Source organism: Limimaricola sp. AA108-03, from assembly GCF_050847355.1.
Taxonomy (GTDB): Bacteria; Pseudomonadota; Alphaproteobacteria; order Rhodobacterales; family Rhodobacteraceae; genus Limimaricola.
In genome coordinates this window covers 2,013,805-2,030,126 of record NZ_CP193755.1, presented here as the reverse complement: position 1 = coordinate 2,030,126, position 16,322 = coordinate 2,013,805, and the positions used below count along the sequence as shown (strand labels likewise).

16 protein-coding genes are annotated in these 16,322 nt (G+C 64.5%); 8 read left to right on the top strand and 8 right to left on the bottom strand.

Annotated elements, in window-relative coordinates; genetic code table 11:
* The first annotated feature begins 59 nt into the window (after nt 1–59).
* The gene (gene gspD / locus ACRAQ3_RS09920; RefSeq protein ID WP_432254517.1) at nt 60–2,150 is read left to right on the top strand and encodes a type II secretion system secretin GspD; all 2,091 of its coding nucleotides are present in this window, start codon (nt 60–62) and stop codon (nt 2,148–2,150) included.
* Nucleotides 2,151–2,499: 349 nt separating this feature from the next.
* Here the strand turns inward: gspD and ACRAQ3_RS09915 are convergent, their stop codons facing one another.
* From ACRAQ3_RS09915 to ACRAQ3_RS09905, 3 genes are all read right to left on the bottom strand, one after another.
* The gene (locus ACRAQ3_RS09915) at nt 2,500–3,561 is read right to left on the bottom strand and encodes an SCO family protein (RefSeq protein ID WP_432254516.1); all 1,062 of its coding nucleotides are present in this window, start codon (nt 3,559–3,561) and stop codon (nt 2,500–2,502) included.
* Nucleotides 3,558–6,023 carry a multicopper oxidase family protein gene (locus tag ACRAQ3_RS09910; protein WP_432254515.1) on the bottom strand — a complete coding sequence of 822 codons (2,466 nt, stop codon included), beginning with the start codon at nt 6,021–6,023 and terminating at the stop codon, nt 3,558–3,560. The genes ACRAQ3_RS09915 and ACRAQ3_RS09910 overlap by 4 nt, the downstream gene beginning before the upstream one ends.
* Nucleotides 6,024–6,167: 144 nt before the next feature.
* Complete coding sequence (locus ACRAQ3_RS09905) at nt 6,168–7,589, bottom strand: GspE/PulE family protein (protein ID WP_432254514.1); 1,422 nt, start codon at nt 7,587–7,589, stop codon at nt 6,168–6,170.
* A gap of 110 nt (nt 7,590–7,699) precedes the next feature.
* Between ACRAQ3_RS09905 and ACRAQ3_RS09900 the strand changes: the two genes are divergently transcribed.
* The 6 genes from ACRAQ3_RS09900 (at nt 7,700) to ACRAQ3_RS09875 (ending at nt 12,035) form a co-directional block, all read left to right on the top strand.
* The gene (locus tag ACRAQ3_RS09900) at nt 7,700–8,701 is read left to right on the top strand and encodes a PilN domain-containing protein (protein WP_432254513.1); all 1,002 of its coding nucleotides are present in this window, start codon (nt 7,700–7,702) and stop codon (nt 8,699–8,701) included.
* Entirely contained in the window at nt 8,698–9,255 is a 558-nt protein-coding gene (locus ACRAQ3_RS09895; RefSeq protein WP_432254512.1) for a GspMb/PilO family protein, read from the top strand. The genes ACRAQ3_RS09900 and ACRAQ3_RS09895 overlap by 4 nt, the downstream gene beginning before the upstream one ends.
* On the top strand, nt 9,252–9,770 hold the full coding sequence (locus tag ACRAQ3_RS09890; protein WP_432254511.1) for a hypothetical protein: 519 nt from the start codon (nt 9,252–9,254) through the stop codon (nt 9,768–9,770). The genes ACRAQ3_RS09895 and ACRAQ3_RS09890 overlap by 4 nt, the downstream gene beginning before the upstream one ends.
* A gap of 66 nt (nt 9,771–9,836) precedes the next feature.
* Nucleotides 9,837–11,045: a type II secretion system F family protein gene (locus ACRAQ3_RS09885; RefSeq protein ID WP_432254510.1), complete on the top strand. Its 1,209-nt coding sequence runs from the start codon at nt 9,837–9,839 to the stop codon at nt 11,043–11,045.
* Complete coding sequence (locus ACRAQ3_RS09880; protein WP_432254509.1) at nt 11,029–11,409, top strand: type II secretion system protein; 381 nt, start codon at nt 11,029–11,031, stop codon at nt 11,407–11,409. The genes ACRAQ3_RS09885 and ACRAQ3_RS09880 overlap by 17 nt, the downstream gene beginning before the upstream one ends.
* Entirely contained in the window at nt 11,406–12,035 is a 630-nt protein-coding gene (locus ACRAQ3_RS09875; protein ID WP_432254508.1) for a hypothetical protein, read from the top strand. Before ACRAQ3_RS09880 ends, ACRAQ3_RS09875 begins: the two co-directional genes overlap by 4 nt.
* On the opposite strand, the gene gspG is transcribed toward ACRAQ3_RS09875, so the two are convergent.
* Complete coding sequence (gene gspG, locus ACRAQ3_RS09870) at nt 11,993–12,427, bottom strand: type II secretion system major pseudopilin GspG (RefSeq protein ID WP_269395877.1); 435 nt, start codon at nt 12,425–12,427, stop codon at nt 11,993–11,995. The two genes, ACRAQ3_RS09875 and gspG, sit on opposite strands and share 43 nt — an antisense overlap.
* Nucleotides 12,418–12,972: a prepilin peptidase gene (locus ACRAQ3_RS09865; protein WP_432254507.1), complete on the bottom strand. Its 555-nt coding sequence runs from the start codon at nt 12,970–12,972 to the stop codon at nt 12,418–12,420. The genes gspG and ACRAQ3_RS09865 overlap by 10 nt, the downstream gene beginning before the upstream one ends.
* A 61-nt stretch (nt 12,973–13,033) precedes the next feature.
* On the opposite strand from ACRAQ3_RS09865, the gene ACRAQ3_RS09860 reads away from it, so the two are divergent.
* The gene (locus tag ACRAQ3_RS09860; protein ID WP_432254506.1) at nt 13,034–13,627 is read left to right on the top strand and encodes a hypothetical protein; all 594 of its coding nucleotides are present in this window, start codon (nt 13,034–13,036) and stop codon (nt 13,625–13,627) included.
* Here ACRAQ3_RS09860 and ACRAQ3_RS09855 read toward each other — a convergent pair.
* The 3 genes from ACRAQ3_RS09855 to ACRAQ3_RS09845 form a co-directional block, all read right to left on the bottom strand.
* A complete protein-coding gene (locus tag ACRAQ3_RS09855) occupies nt 13,624–14,229 on the bottom strand; it encodes a helix-turn-helix transcriptional regulator (RefSeq protein WP_432254505.1) in 606 nt (201 codons plus the stop codon). The two genes, ACRAQ3_RS09860 and ACRAQ3_RS09855, sit on opposite strands and share 4 nt — an antisense overlap.
* 40 nt (nt 14,230–14,269) lie before the next feature.
* Entirely contained in the window at nt 14,270–14,911 is a 642-nt protein-coding gene (locus tag ACRAQ3_RS09850; protein ID WP_432254504.1) for a hypothetical protein, read from the bottom strand.
* Nucleotides 14,912–15,035: 124 nt separating this feature from the next.
* A complete protein-coding gene (locus ACRAQ3_RS09845; protein WP_432254503.1) occupies nt 15,036–15,848 on the bottom strand; it encodes a hypothetical protein in 813 nt (270 codons plus the stop codon).
* Nucleotides 15,849–16,322 lie beyond the last annotated feature (474 nt).

The window sequence follows — 16,322 nt, the reverse complement described above, 5'->3', positions numbered from 1 at the left end:
TGCGTTGGCTCGGAAAGTGGCATCAAAGTGAATCGAACCGGGGTTCGCGCTAGCCTCCGATGAAAGAGCAAGAGCAGCACAACACAACAAGGCTGATGGTGGATTACCTGGTCGCAGGCCTGAAGGGATGGTTCGGGCAATCAAATACCAGCCGCATTCCGCTGCCGCGCGCGGGTTGCCGTGATGCCATGCGCGCATGGCGGCTCGGCCTCGCCCGCTCCATGGCGGTCGCGGCGTGTCTCGCGATGGCTGCACCGGTTGCCGCCCAGACCGCCGAGCCCGGTACGGGCGAATTCGTGATCAATCTTCGCGAAGCGGATATTTCCGTTCTGGCGGAAGAGGTCTCGAAGATCACCGGGCGTACCTTGGTTCTCGATCCGCAACTGCAGGGCAGCGTCAGCGTCGTTTCCAGCGAGCGGCTCGACGAGGAGGGGGTCTGGGCGCTGTTCCAGTCGATCTTGCAGGTCCGGGGTTTCCTCGCCGTGCGTGCAGGCAATACGTGGCAGGTGGTACCGGCGGAACGGGCGCGGACGATCAGCGGCGCGCAGCCCGGATCCGAGACCGGCGCGCAGGACTTCGTCACGACGATGGTGCGGCTTGATCGCCTGCCTGCAGCCGAAGCGGTCAGGGTGCTCAGTCCGCTGGTCGCCGAATCCGGCTATATCGAGGGGATCTCCGATCCCAACGCGATACTGGTGACCGATACGCGGGCGAATGTGGACCGGATCACATCCATTGCGCGGGCGTTCGACGGAGCCGACGAGGCCCGCTCCGAGGTGATCCGCTTTGCCAATGCCGATGCCGTTTCGATCGGCCGGGCACTGGCCGAAGTGCTCGGTGACGACGCGACGGGCGCGCGGTTCTCGGTGAACCCGTCAAGCAACCAGCTCGTGGTCAGGGGCACGCCGGAAGAGATCAGCGAGATTCGGGAACTGGCGCGCTCGATGGATGTGGCCCAGCGCAGCAGCCCGCAGGCCGCCGTGTCCACCCGGGTGTTCCGGCTGAAATACGGTGACGCTGCCGTGGTCGCGGAAATCATCCGCGGCACGGTGGGCGATGCGATAGAGCCAGTCACGGGAACGGCTGTCATTGCTGCCGCGGGCGAGACCACCGAGGAAGGCGAGCAGGGCTTCGTACCCCTGGAGGCCGTGACAGTGACCCCGGAAGCGGTTGCGATCCAGGCCTCCGTCGATACGAATTCGATCCTGGTTCGGGGCACCGCCGCGCAAATCTCGGAAATCGGCCAGCTGGTCCATGCGCTCGATGTTCGCCGCCCGCAGGTGATGATCGAGGCGGCGATCGTCGAGGTCTCCGGCGAGGTGGCGGAACGTCTCGGCGTGCAGCTGGGCTTTGGCGATGCCACCCCGCCCGGGCAATTGGCCGCGACCTCCTTCGGCAATGGAGGGAATTCGCTGGCCAATGTGCTGATGGCACTGGGGGCGCCGAATTCGGTCGCGCTCTCCACCGGGCTTACCATGTCGGCGAGCGGCAACGACTTCGGCCTTCTGGTCCAGGCGCTGTCCCAGTCGAGCCGTGCCCGGCTGCTGTCGACGCCCAGCGTGACCACGCTGGACAACGAGCCGGCGACCATCGTGGTCGGTCAGAACGTGCCGTTCCGCACAGGCAGCTTCGTTACCGATGGAAATTCGGTCACCCCCTTCACGACGATCGAGCGCCGCGATGTCGGCATCACGATGGATGTCGTGCCGCGGATCACCGCCAGCGACGTCGTCCAGCTATCGATCAACCAGGAAGTCTCGAGCCTCGTGGGGACCACCGTCGAAGGGGCCGCGGATCTCGTCACCAATCGTCGGGCCATCAACACGACGGTTCTGGCCGACAACCGGGGGACCGTGGTGCTGGGCGGGCTGATCACCGACGATCGGACGAGCCAGGAGGGCAAAGTCCCCGGTTTCGGCGACGTGCCGGTGATCGGAAACCTGTTTCGGGCGCGCAACGGGCAGACCACCAGCCGGACGCTCTTCGTGTTCATGCGCCCGACCATCCTGCGGGAGCAATCCGACATCCGACAGGCCGCCGAGCAACGTTATGACCGGCTGCAGGCCGCCGATGTACGGCCGGTGCCCCGCACCATTCTGAATCGAAAGCCGGTGCGCCATCTCCCGCTCGAAATCGAGGGGCTGTATTGAGCGCGCGAGACGGATTTTGCGTCTCCATAGTCCGTTCGAAATGTCGAGTGCGTCCTAGCGAATGCAACCGAATCGCAGGGGCGCGTGTCGTGATCGGGTATTCGCGCGTGGACTGAACTCAGTCAGTGCTGGCAAGAGATCTGCAGCCTTCAACCCCGGCGGCTGATTCGAGAGCATGAGGGCAAGCCTTTCGATGTAGGGTCATTTCCGCCCCGGACTTCTTTCGCCGGTACCGAATCGCTGGATTGGGGTTCGCCTGCACGAGAAAAGGCCCGCGAGATCTTTTGGATCTCTCGCGGGCCGGTACCTTGCAAGCCACGGAGCTCCCGGGCGTGGGTGGCGTCGTTTTTCAGTGATGGTGCTCGCTCGGATCGTCCAGATCATGAGCCGCGTGACCTTCATGAGCGGCGTGACCCTCATGAGCAACATGACCCTCATGGCCGCCATGAGCGTGACCGCCATGACCAGCGTGACCATCATGCGTGGCGGCGGCCGGTTCCGCCACGCCCTCGAGGCGCAGGGTCTCGGTGTGCAGATACTGGACAAGATCCGCCGCGTCGTTCTCGCCCAGGCCGAAAGTCGGCATGCGGACCGCCGGATAGGCGGCGTCGAGCATGACCGCGATCGGGTCCCCCTCGGCCAGCATCCGGTCAGGCGACATGATGTAGCGCATCAGCCAGTCGCGATCCCGGCGCAGCGTCACGCCTTCGAGGTCCGGCCCGACGCGGACCCCGTCACCGATCGAATGACACGCGGCACAACCTTTTATGAAGAGGCCTTCGCCTTCCCGGTGGCGCGCGGCAAAGCGCTCGAGCGCCTCTCCCTCGACCACCTCGACTTCGGTCTGTGGCGGTTCCCAGTCGGGATCGAGCGCCAGTATCTCGGCGGTCGCCGTCACGAGGTTGCCCATCAGCGAGGAACGCCGCCATTCGCCCGTCAGGGGATTGCCGATCAGCATGTCGCTGCGATGGTCGCTCAGCTGCTTGCTGCGCTCGCCGAGCTTGTAGCGCAGCAGCGCCACTTCCTCGGAATCGCCGGTCAGAAAATACCAGCCGGGCCCCGTGCCGAAGGCCGCCGCATAGGCCGCGAGTTCCTCGGGCGTGTCTCGTTCCGGCGTGAGGGAGATCGAGACGAAGACGATCTCCTCGCCCATGCGTTCGCCGAGCCATTCATAGACCTTTGCAAGCCGCGCCGTGGCGAGGCCGCAGATGTCCGGGCAATCGAGATAGATGAAGTTGATGACGGCGATCCGCCCGTCCAGCACGTCGTCCACGAAGCGGACCCTCTCGCCCTCCTGTGTCAGGAGCGGCGTGTTCGGAAAATAGTCGAGCTCCCACCTGGCCTGGGCGGCAGGTGCGGTCGCCAGGATGGCGGCGACCGCGAGCCCGCGCAGCATGAACCCCGGTATCACTTCTGCCTCCTCGCCTTGCGCCGTGCGCGCTTGGACTTTTTCCGCGACTTGCGTGTCTTGCGCGTGGTTGACGGCTCGCTGGCAGCGACGCTGTTCATCGATGCCGCCATCTTTTCGTCATCATCGTCCTTGCCGACTCCCCCTTCGAAGTCGCGATCGAAGGGATTGCCCTCGGGCAGGACCTCGGGATCGACAAAGGTCACGCCGTACTTCGTCGGGTTCGGCGTTGGAACCACGCTGACGTGATACTTGGACTGCTTCGAATCATAGGGGTCGGTCAGCACGTCGTAGCGCGCCAGCATCGCCCAGTCCTCGTGCACGGTGTTGTGGCAATGGGTGACATAGGCGCCGCCATATTCCCCGAAGGTGACCTGGATCTTCACCTGACCCCCGCGGCCGGTGCGCCAGACATCCTTGCGGGCACCGCGCTCGAGCGCCGACAGCTTCTTGCGACCGCGGTCGATGGTAACACCTTCCTCGAAATGCAAGTGGATCGGGTGATCCCAGCCGCCGCTGCCGTTCTCGAGGATCCAGTGCTCGGTCTCGCCGGGCCGCGGGACCAGCATGCTGACCCGGTTGGCGTTGAGGAAATGGTTGGATTCGCCGTTGATCCGGACGGTCCAGCCAAAGCCTTCCCGGTTGCGCTCGTCGCAATCGGGGAAGCATTCATCCCTCAAGAGTTCGCCGGGCTCGTCGGTGCCCTTCCATTCGATATGGCGCACCCGGACCGGATCGATGATCGGGATCTGCTCGGTCAACTGCGATGGCACCCGGCTGTAGTCGGTGTCATTGGCGTAGTGCGTCTTGCCGGGGTTATCGACCGACTTGACGCTGTCGACGACGCGGAATTCAAGGAAGGTGCCGACCGCCGGGTCGTCGGTGTCCTGATCGATCGCGTCCTTCCGCGACAGGTACTCCTTCGGTCTCTCGCCGCTCTCGTGCTCGGCGACGTTGAGCATCCGGATCCTGCTGCCGATCGGGAACTGGCTGAAATCGACCACCACGTCGAAGCGCTCGGCCGTACCCATGGGATCGAGCTGGTTCACCGTGACCGGGTTGACCATGAGGTTGCCGTCGGTGGCGATCACCGTCATCGGCACCCAGCGGTTTCTCTGGTTGATCAGCCCGGGCCGGATGAATCGCGACATGCAGGCATTGAGCAGCCGGAACCGGTATTTGCGCGGCAGCACCTCGAAATACGGCTTGTAGGCGAAGTTGACGAGCATCAGGTCGCCGAGGAAGCCGTTGGTCTCGAAGATGTCGAAGAAGTACTGCCCGTCCTCGTCCAGCGCCGCGTCCGAGATCATCAAATTGACGTCGAAGTCGATATTGCCCCAGTCGAGCTCGGTGCCGCTTGGCAGCCGCAGGTTGACGCCATCATTGAGGCCCTCATGGCCGCGATCGGGGCCGCTATAGTAGTTCAGCGCACCCAGATGGCCCTTGTAGACGTTCTCGGCGGTGAAGAAGAACCGGTGGTCGTGGAACCACAGCGAACTCTGCAACTCACGGAAATCGCCCTTCACGAGGTTCAGTCCGCCATAGCCGTCAGGTCCCGAGGCGCGGGGGTCGGTGGCGTTGGTGTTGATCATGTCGGCCCGCGCCAGCGTCGTCGACCAGTGGTAGTCGTAGAACTGCCCGGTGAAGAAATGGGCGTTGGAGGCGCCGTCGCTGGCCGAAGCGTTGTGCGCGTTGTGGTTGTGCGTGGCCTGGCTGATCGAGCCAAAGCCGTTGTTCTTTTTGGGGTCATCCGGCACCTGGTTGTAGTGACGGAAGATCGCCGGCTCGCCATAGCGCATTTTCATCAGCGGCGGCGGCAGCACGGAATCCTCCTTGCGACCGGAATTGAAGGTCCAGACGCTGTCACGGTCCTGCTCCGGGAAATTCGGATGGAACGAGAACCCGTCGTCCAGCCGGCCGAGCGTCATGATGAAGCCCTTCTTCGGCAGGTATTCCAGCCATCTCTGATGCGCGAAATATTCGCCAGGCGGCCGGCCTTCCATCGGGCCGCCCGAGAATTTCGGATTGCGGCACTCACGGCCGTCCGACTCGGTAAAGTCGGTATGGTAGGACAGACGCCGCGCCGCCGGTTCCTCCAGATGGGACGGAAAGGCGAGCTCGGTCTCGCCGCCATTGGCGCGCGGCACGAGGTCGTGTGGCTCCTCCAGCCGCAGCCGCGGCATCGGCTGCGTGAAGGGCAGGGCGCCGAAGGTCGGGCTGCGCGGCACGCCGGTCGGCACGGCGGCGTAGGCACTCGTCGCGAAGGGGCTGAGGCCGTTGACGTTCGCCAGGGTGCCGAGGCCGGTGAAGATGCCCCACTTGAACAACTCGCGTCGGCTTACCTGACCCTGCGAAAGCGCCTTGACGATTTCGGCGCGATTGTTGCGAGCGTTTTGCGCTTCCTTTTTGCGGCGGCGCGAGGCGTGAGGCTTGAGATACATAAATCCCTCCCATGGGCGCTCCACAAATTGCGAAGCGCCGTGCGAATATTGCCTCTCCCGATGATTGGTTAACGGACGGAAACTGTCTATCGACTGAACGTCTTAAACAGAATTAGGGGCTTATGCCCCAATACAAGTGTTAACGGGGCTTGACGATTTACCGGGTATTCACGGCTGGGGTGAGTTTCCGAATTCCAGAAGCTGCGTCTCCAGCCGCCGCCCCGCGGCACCGGTGAAATTGCACGACGCGCAGCCGCCCCCCGCGCAGGCCGGGCATGACTGCGCGACTAGGCGCTGCGACAGCACCCCGCGCAGGACGTCGGAGACCATGTATCGTGGCACGCCGAGATCCTCGAGCCTGAGCGCCGCCCCTTCCGCGCTGTTGGTGTGCAGCGTCGACAGCACCATCCGGCCGACCTGCGCCGCCCGGCAGGCGATCTCGGCGGTCTCCGGGTCGCGGATTTCGCCGATCAGGATCACGTTCGGATCCTGCCGAAGCACGGCCCTGAGCACCCGGGCGAAGCTCAGCCCGATCGCCTCCTGCACCTGCACCTGCTGAATTCCTTCGAGATTGTATTCGACGGGATCCTCGACGGTGACGATCTTGGTCTTCGGCGTGTTCAGATGCGCGACGGCCGTATAGAGCGTGGTGGTCTTGCCCGAGCCGGTCGGGCCGGTGACGAGAAAGAGCCCGTTCGGTCTTTCGATCGCGCGACGGATGCCCCGGGCAATGTCCTCCTCGAACCCCAGCGCGTCCCAGCCGATCCTCAGCGCATGTGGATCGAGCACCCGAAGCACGATGCTCTCGCCACTCTGCGTCGGCAGGGAGGAGAAGCGGAAATCGATGACCCGTCCGGCCATCGGCAACGTGAGACGGGCATCTTGCGGCAGGCGACGCTCCGAGACATTGGCCGAGGCCATGACCTTGAGCCGTGCCAGTACCGCGGCGGGGCTGAGTTCGGACTGGACATCCTGTTTCACGAGCACGCCGTTGATGCGGAGCCTGACCGTGAGCGCATTGCCCGCGGCCTCGAAGTGGAGGTCCGACGCGCCGAGCGCGATCGCATCCGCGAGCTTGTCATTGACGAAACGGATGACCGGCCCCTCGGCCTCGGGTGGTTCCTCCGCCGTGTCGAGCCGTTGAATGCGCCGCCCGGTGGTGGAGCCGTCCTCGCGGACCTGCGAGAGAAGCTGGCGGATCGTGCGCCGCGTCGCGCCACGGATCTCCACCTCTCGCCCCAGGTGAAAAGCGATCTCCTGCCGAAGCTCGGCATCGGCGGGATCGGCCAACAGAACGACCTGCGCCTCCGCCCCGTCCAGCTCGAGCGGGACCGCCGCCCGGTCGGTCAGATACTTGGCCGATAGCCGGGCGATGGTGGCGACGTCCGGCCGCGTCCCGTCACCGGCGCGACCCTCTTCGAAACAAATATCGAGTTCGGCGCAAACCAGCGGCAGGAGCAGTTCCTCGTCGATCTGCCCGTGGTCGATCAGCGCCCTGTGGAGGGGAAGTCCTCGCTGCGCGGCCAGCTCGCGTGCCGCCTTCAGCGCCTCCGGCTCCAGCAGCCCAGCGACCGCGATGGCCTCGGCCAAGCGGGCGTCCCAGTCCGTTGCATAAGCCTTTCTTCCAATATCCACCGTCCCGGCCCGTGGTTTAGAATGCCTCAGCTAAGGGGATGACGGTGCAGACTGCTGTGTCAATCATGCGGACGGTATCAGTCATATGGGGCAAGGCCGGGCAGCGGCTTCGCGCTTTGCGGCATCTGCTGTTTCCCGATTGGCTGTTCGTCGCCGGCCTGCCGCCCCGCACGGCGCGCAGCATCGTGATCCGCAACACCCCGATCGGCGACGAGGAGAAGAGCCAGCTGCGTGCTTGCGGGCGAGGGCGCCAGCCCGTCGACCTCGTATTGGCCTCCGACATCATGCTGGAAAAACGGATCAGCCTGCCGCGCGCGATCCGTCGAGAGGCCGAGGCGGCGATCTCTGTGCGGCTTCGCCAACAGATGCCCGCCGGAGGGGCCGGTCTGCTCTGGGCAGTGGTCCCCGACGGACATGACGGAGACGCCATCGTCTACAGGGCCCTCATCGTCAAGCGGGCGGAAATATCGGACCTGATCGACGAAGTGCGGCGCATGGGATTCATGCCGCGGCGGGTCATCGCGGCCGGCGCGGCGGAGGCGAGGCCTTTCGTGGACCTGCGCCACGAGACCGACCGGCCGCAGCGGCTCTGGACGTTGATCGCCGCCTGCGTGCTCGTCGGAACGCTGGCCTGGGGTGGCTTCGGCCAGTGGCGGGAGCTGTCCGCGCTCGCGGCCCAAGCGGCTGCGCTCGAGATGGAGACGGCTCAGCTTCGGGAGCAGGCGGTCGCGGCGCGCGCACAGGCGACGACGCGTGACCAGTCGGTCGCGGAGATCGCCACGGAACTCGGGATCTTCAATCTCGAATATCGGCGGTTCCCGATCCTCGCGGACCTGACGGAGCGATTGGGCGACAACGTCCATCTGGAGGCGCTGCAGATCGATCGGGACGAGCTTTGGTTGGCGGGCCAGTCCGCCATCGACGTGGCCTCGTTGGTCGAGGCATTGGGCGACGCGCCATGGGCGCGACATGCCCAGATCGACGGCCCGGTCTCGGTCGATCCGGTGACGGGCCAAAGCCTGTTCGAACTGCTGGTCGTGCTCGAGCAGGGGGAGGGCGGAACATGAAGGGGGGACTTCTCGGCATGATCGCCCCCTTCCTGTTGGCGGGGCTGGGCGCCGCTCTCTTCGCCGCCGTGATATACCCGGGCGAATTGCGCCGGACCGCATTGGAAACCGATCTGCAGCGGCTGAGCGGTGAGCGGGATGGTCTGCTGCGGCGGATCGGCGTTTGGGAGAGGGCGGGGGAGGGTGCGGAACTGCCGTCGCAGGTGGTGCAAACCGCCGCCGATCAGAGCGACGCCGTGCTGACCTTGCAAAAGACCCTCGTGGAGCTGGGGCGACAGTCCGCGTTGGAGCTTTCCGCCTTTGCGGAGGCCAGGCCCCCCGCCGAACTGACCCGCCCCGCCGTCGCGGTCGAGATCGAGGGCAGGAGCGATTTCACCGCCTTTGTCCGGCTCCTTGCCGGTCTCGAAGCCGTCACGCCGCGTCTGGCGGTCTCGCATCTGTCGGTGCACGAGGCCTCGCGCGAGCGGGACCTTCGGGCAAGCGGGCCGGTCGAGGCACCGGTCCTGTTCCAACTCGTGGTTTGGGGCTTCTGGGTACAGGAGGAGGAGGCATGACCCTGTTTGCCGCCTGGCCCCCCACCGCGCATCTCGCGGTCATTGCCGGGTTTGGCGCGATGGCGGTGCTGCATCATCGGACACCTGAGCGGATCCTCCTGTTGGAACAGATCGATGTAGGCGCCGATGCGACGGTAGAGGCAGGGCCTACATTGGACATACCAGAGGCGCGGGATTACGCGGCTCTGCTCGTCGATCTCGCCGATCGGCCGCTGTTTTCGACCGGCCGCGCCGAGGACGCGGCAGATGCCGCGCCGATGCAGCCTGCCGCCGTGCCCGATGTCGCCCCCACCAGATCCGTTGCAGATCCTTCGACCGAGCTGCGCTTACTCGCATCGATCCTGCACCCGTCAGGGTCGCGGGCCCTGGTCGTGGCAAGCGGAAGGTCCGAGCCCGTCTGGGTGGGCGAAGGCGATTCCGTGGCGGGCTGGACGATCACCGCCATCACCCAGCGCAGCATCGTGATGCGCTCCGAGGCGGAGGCCTCGGAAAGGACCGTGAAGATGCTGGAGTGAAGCTAGTCACCCGCCGTCGGGACCTGCGCATTGCCATGGTCGCGCCGGCCGAGAGGGACCATGCCGATGCCGATGTTCTCCTATGTCGCCTATTCCGACAATGGCCAGCGCGAAGCCGGCGAGATCGACAGCGCCTCCGAGGGCGGAGCCTATGAAACCCTGCTCGCCATGGGCCTTTCCGTCGTCGAACTGCGTGACGCGGGCAGCCCGTCGCGCACCTCTTGGCTGCGCCGCGAGATCGCGCTGCCACGTCGGCCCCTGCCACTGGGTGAGCAGGCGCTTCTGGCCGAGCAACTCGCGCTTCTGTTCAGCGTGCGCCTGCCCATCCCGAGCCTGTTGCGGGTCCTCGGACATGGCTCGATGCGGCATTCCACGAGAACGCGATTGCAGCGGGTGATCTGGCTCGTATCGGAGGGTCTGCCCTTCGCGCAGGCATTCCAGCAGGTCGGTCCGCCCGTCTCGCCGGTCTTTCGGGAGTTGCTGGGTCTGGGTGAGGCCTCCAATGCCATGCCAGAGCTGTTGCGCGATCTTGCCGAGCTGTTGCGGCGTCAGCAGAAGCTGCGCGCCCATATCACGTCGGCGCTGCTCTATCCGATCCTGTTGCTGGTAAGCGGGCTGGCGTTGCTGCTGCTCGTGACGATGTCGCTCGCGCCGGCTCTCGCACCGCTTTTCGACGGCGAGGCGCGCCCCATGCCCGCCAGCCTGTCCCTGCTTCTGGGCCTGCGAGAGTTCCTGCTTCAGTGGTGGCCGGCGCTCCTGCTCGCAGGCGGGGCAGGCTGCGTTGCGCTGCTGGCAGTGGCTGTGCGGCCGACTGCCGGACGGCTCGCTCTGCGTTTGCCCTTGATCGCCCCGGTGCTGCGCGACGCGGCGCTCTTGCGACTGACCCGGGGGTTGCGCCTGTTGCTGAGGGCCGGGCTCACTCTGCCTGAAGCCCTAGAGGCCGTGGCCAAGGAAAGCGATATCCTCGCTCGGCCGGTGCGGGAGGCCGCCGCTGCACTGAGGCGCGGCGGGCGGGCGCATGGCGCTTTCGCCGAGCATGAGACCGGCCTGCCGACGCTGTTCGTCGAGCTTTTCCGTATCGGGGAGGAAACCAACCGGCTGGAGGAGGTTCTGGAGACGCTTTGCTCCGTGCTGGCCACGCAACTCGAACGACGCGTGCAAGGGCTGTTGCAGGCGCTGACCCCGGCGCTGACGCTGCTGGTCGGGGGGTCCATAGGCGGGCTTGTCTTCACCATCATGGATGCGGTGATGTCGATCAATGAACTTGCCTTCTGAACACCGTCGGCCCCGGTCGGGCTTCACCTTGATCGAGACCTTGATCGCGCTCGCGGTCTTGGCCGTCGTGGTCGGAGGCGCGCTGGAGTTCACGCGTCTCCTGATGCGCCAGTCCTTCGAACGCATGGAGCGTGCTTGGCTGGTGGAGTTGGCCCGCTCGATCAGTGAGGAACACCTGGCCACCCGCGGCGTATTGCCGGCCCGGGACGAGGGGCGGATCGGCGACTGGCAATGGTCGGTTTCGGAGGCGAGGGGCACGGCCGGGCCGGGCTTGGTCGAGATCACGGTCACGGCCTGGCCGGTTGGCGATCCGGCGCGCAAGGTCGATTTTCGCCACCTTGCTTTGGATGAGGTCGAGTCGTGACGATCAACAGGCCGCGCCACCTTCGACGGGGGACGAGCCTGCTCGAACTGTTGCTGGCGCTCGCCATGATGAGCGCGATCGCCCTCATCATGTCCGCCGCGCTGGGCCTGACGAGCCGGGCAGGGGTACGCTTCGCCGGTTCGGAGATCGGCACCGGGCTGCTGCTGAATCGAGACCGGCTGCGTCGCGTGATCGAAGACATGCCGCCCCAAGGTCGATTATGGGGCACGGACGGTCGTCTTGAGTTCGAAACCTCGATCGAAGAGCCGCCCTTCTGGCCCGGCGATCTGGTGCATGTGACCTTGGAACGCGCCACCGTCTCGGGAGGCGTCAGCCCGGTCCTCGTGAGCGCTGCCGCGCCCGGCTTGGCTTCCACGGATGGACCCCGGACCGATTTCGCGCTGGTCGAGCATTCGGACGGCCTGCAAGTTCGATACTGGGGTTCGCCAGTGCCGGGTATGCCGCCGGAGTGGCGCGAGGTGTGGCCCATGACGGCACCATTGCCGGAACTGGTACGGATCGAATACGACGCCGCGGGTACGAGCCTGCCGCCCTTGGTCGTTCGACCGGCGCGAAGCCTGTCTCAGGAAGTGATGTCGCTATCCTCCCGGCTGCCGCCGGGCTGACCGTCCCGACCGAGCGTGATCAAGGCGAAATCGCCCTCCGCGCTCGGGTACTGGTACAGGAACGGGCGGCCCCAGGGATCGGTGAGCGCCTCCTCCGAGTCGACATAGGGGCCAAGCCAATTTGCGGCCCCGACCGGCGGGGAAATCAACGCTTTCAGCCCTTCCGTTTCGGTCGGGTAGCGGCCCAGATCAATGTAATAGAGTTGCAACGCGCCTTTCAGATTGGCCATCTGGACGCTGGCGGCCTGCGCCTTGGCACGCCCGAAGCTGCTCATGAGCCGTGGCGCGCTCAGCCCGACCACGAGCGCGATGATCGCCAGGACCACCATGACTTCCAGAAGCGTCAGCCCGGCTTGCGCATTACGGGGTTTTCTCTTGTCGATTAATACCATGGCACACTCGAAATCTGTAAAAGGAACACAAGATAGATCGCGTAGGCCAAAAAGGGCCCGAAGGGAATTTCTCGCGGCACCTCGGAGAGCCCGAGCGGTTTGCTTGCCAGCGCCGCGATGATCCCGCCGAGGCATGCCAGGAACAGCGCCAGCCAAATATCCGCGAAACCGGTCCACAATGCGCCGGCACCAATCAATTTCGCATCCCCGATGCCCAGGGCTTCGCGGCCGCCGCGTTGATAAAGATGGTAACCCACGGTCCAGAACAGGGCCATGAGCGCCACGGCTGCGCCGAGTTCGACAAACCAGCGATGCGGATGAACGAAATACTGGAATGCAACGCCGCCAAGCGCGATGATGAGGACGGCTCCGTCGGGAATCTCGAACCGGCGCAGATCGGTCAGGCTCAACCAGATCAGGGGGAGTGCGAGGCCCGCGGCGAGAAGCGCCTCAAATCCCGCCGAAGCGCTCGCCGAGATGATCAGGAAACCGGCTGCATAGGCAAATGCGAGGGCAGGTACGGCAAGCAAAGCAGGGACGGTCATGAGGATTCATCCAGATGCTATCCGCCAGCCTAACCGAGGGGTTGTGCTCCTGGCAACGCTGTTGGGCGTCATGCTGGTCGCCGCGAGCGCGGTGGGACTGCAGCTCCGGGGCGCGTCCAATGCGAAAGTGCTGGCCGCCCTCGAACGCCGCCATGTCACGGCGCTGGATACGGCCTCCATCCGGGAATTGCTGCGCGCCCGTCTGAGCACGGCGGAGGCACGCGCCGACGGTCTGCCACCGCGCGATGGCAGTCCTGTGACCTTGGCCTATCGAGGCTTCGAATGGGAGGTGCGGCTGAACGACATCGACGGGTTGGTCGATCTATATCTGGCGCCGCCGGAGGTTCTGGCCCTGCTGCCGGTCGACGGCGTGGAGCTCTATCATCGGCGGGAAGCCATGCGGGCGTCCTTGCCGCCGGGCACGCGTTACGCGAGCGAGCGGCAGACGCTTGCCCGACTTGGATACGATGCCGCGACTCGGGCCGAACTTTATCCCCTGGTGACGCAGCTGGCCCGGACCGGCGGGATCAATCCCGATATCGCCCCGGATGCACTTCGGGAGAAAGCGCTGCGGCTGCAGGCACTGGACAGGGCAGGTGGTCAGGCCGCGGAACTGCGCATCCGCAGGCTTGGGCCGGAGGACCGCCCGCTCTAGCGATCGGCGATGCGGTTATTGGCCGGGGCAAGGGGGTCGGATTCAGGTGGCGACGGCGCGGCAAGGTCGCGATCTTGGCCGTTGGAGTTCGGCGAGGTGGCAGGCGGGTTCAGGTCGCGCTCCAGCATCGAATCCGACATGAGTTCGTCGATGAACTGGCTCAACAGTTGCGGGCGTCCGGAAACCCCGGCCTTGCGGTAGACCGCGCTGGTCTGCGCCTTCACCGTGCCGGGACGACTGTTGCGCAGATCGGCGATTTCACTGATCGACATTCCTTTGATCGAAAGCAGGGCGACGTCGCGCTCCGCCGGCGTCAGTCCCCAGTCGATAAAACGCTGTTCCAAGATCTGGGAAAAGGCGCCCGAAGCCGCCTGAAGCTGGGCTTCGACATAGGCGGTCCTTCGTCTGGCCTTGGACAGCGCCACGGCACCGAGAACGCTGCCGAGGATCAGCCCGATCGCCGCGCCAATTTCGATGAGTTCATGCGCAAGCCAGCTGATCGTGGTGAGTCCGAGCACCGAGATTGCGATATTGCCCAGAAAGAAGAGACCGCAGACGGCCTGCACGGCCAGCACCGCCGTCAGAGGCCAGCCCTGAGTCACGAGCGATGCCGGCGACAGGGGGCGATCAAGTCCTCATATGTCACCGATCTCCCCCTCGGCGGCCGCTGCGGTCATCATCGTCATCGTCATCGTCGTCATCACGATCAGCGTCGTCATCGTCATCATCGTCATCGTCATCGTCATCATCGTCACGATCGTCGTCGTCGTCATCACGATCGTCGTCGTCGTCATCCCGATCGTCGCCAAGGTCGATATCGCGGTCGTCGTCATCGCGATCATCGTCATCGCGATCGTCTTCGATGCGATCATCTTTGTCGGTTTCTTTCCCGCTGTCCCCATCCGAAGCGTTCGATGGCGAACGAACCCCGCTTGTCACCGGTCGGGAGCCGGAAGAGCCCGCGGCGCCATTGCCCGGTTCGACCAGACGCGGCGCCGTGCTGGCATCCCCGCGGCTTCGTTCCCGCACCCAGTAGTCGCGCAATATCTCACCGGTGGCTCCGTTGAAGACCAATTCGCGCTGCAGGTCATGCCGCCAGGCCAGAACGCGGGTCCGACCGAGAAGCGTCTGGGAAATCTCGATCCGCGTGAAGCCCTGAGCGATCAACTGCTGAACGATGGAATCCTGGATCGTCTGCGCCGCTGCCAGCTGTGGCAGGCTGGTCAGCAGCGCGGCCGCAGTCATCATCCGAACTGCGTTCCACCCATTGGCAATAATACCCATGCGCCTCTCATCCCGGGATGCGGAGAGCTGCCGGATCAAGTCCGGCAGCCCTTTCTCTCAGTCGGTTTCCAGATCGTCCAGACACCCGACGATGCGAGAGCCCTAGGCCGTTCTCCTGACCCATTCAGCGATCATCGTCATCGTCATCGTCATCGTCATCGTCATCGCGATCGTCGTCATCATCATCGTCGTCGTCGTCATCATCGTCATCATCGTCGTCGTCATCATCGTCGTCATCATCGTCATCATCATCGTCGTCATCATCATCGTCGTCGTCGTCGTCGTCGTCGTCGCGGTCGTCGTCGTCATCATCGTCGAAGCGGCCATCTTCGTCCCGCCGCCGCACATCGAGGAAGTCACGGTCCTCCTGCCGCAATTCGAAGCCGCTGCGCCGGTCGTCGTCGTCCGCTGCTTCGGTTTCCTGCTTCAGGATCCTCATCGTCGAGGAATCATAGATGACTTCGGTCTTCCGGTTTCCCGAGGTTGCTTCGACCTTGATCTGGTTCGGGCCCTCCTTGACCTCGACGCGGCTGTAACCAGCCTCCTTGTACTTCTGCAGAAGTGCCTCTCCGGAAGCAGAGACACCCCCGCCGCCGCCGCCGGTGTCACTCACGACGGGGCTTTCTCCGCCGCTCCGCCGTACCTCGACGAAATCACGGCTTTCCTGACTCAGTTCGAACCCGGCGCGCCGGTCATCCGCGCCGGCCATCTCGGTTTCCTGCTTGATGATCCTCATTGTGGCCGAGTCGTATATGACTTCGACCTTCTGATTTCCCGAGGTTGCCTCGACTTTGATCTGACTCGGGCCTTCCTTTACCTGAACGCGGCTGTATCCGGCCTCTCTGTATTTTTCCAAAAGGGCTTCGCCGGCGGGCGAGGCTGCAAGCGCGGAGGCGGATGCGGCCAGGAATGTGCTAGTCAACAGAATTCGTTTCATCGGAATATCCTTTTTGATCTCGGCAGGTGATCCGAGGGTCATTGGCCGGTTCGGCGGACGGCTGCGCCCCACGAGGAGATCGGGATTCGCTGTCGCTGGCTATCATCCGTAGGTTTATCGGATCAGAAAGCAGGGCGGATGCCGTGGCATAAACCTTGGTTTATGCTTGCCTCACGTTCGGGCTTATATGCTTCGTTTTGGCGGGGCGGACGAGGGAGGCCCTGCCAGTAGGGCGTGGGGTGGCATGCAGTGCCGTCGCTCGGGTCCTTTGTGAACCCGGGATTGTACCCCGGTCAGGCCGTCACGGTCCGAAGTGACAGCTAGCAAATAAGGTCGATTAATACCTTTGCCTCATTTTACGCGCCGGCCGGGTATTATATTTGTTAATGGTAATTCTTTCGATCTTTAGTATATTGACGGATAACTAATTCCAAGGTACTATCTTTGAGGGCCGAGGGAAGTATGGGGGTGCGA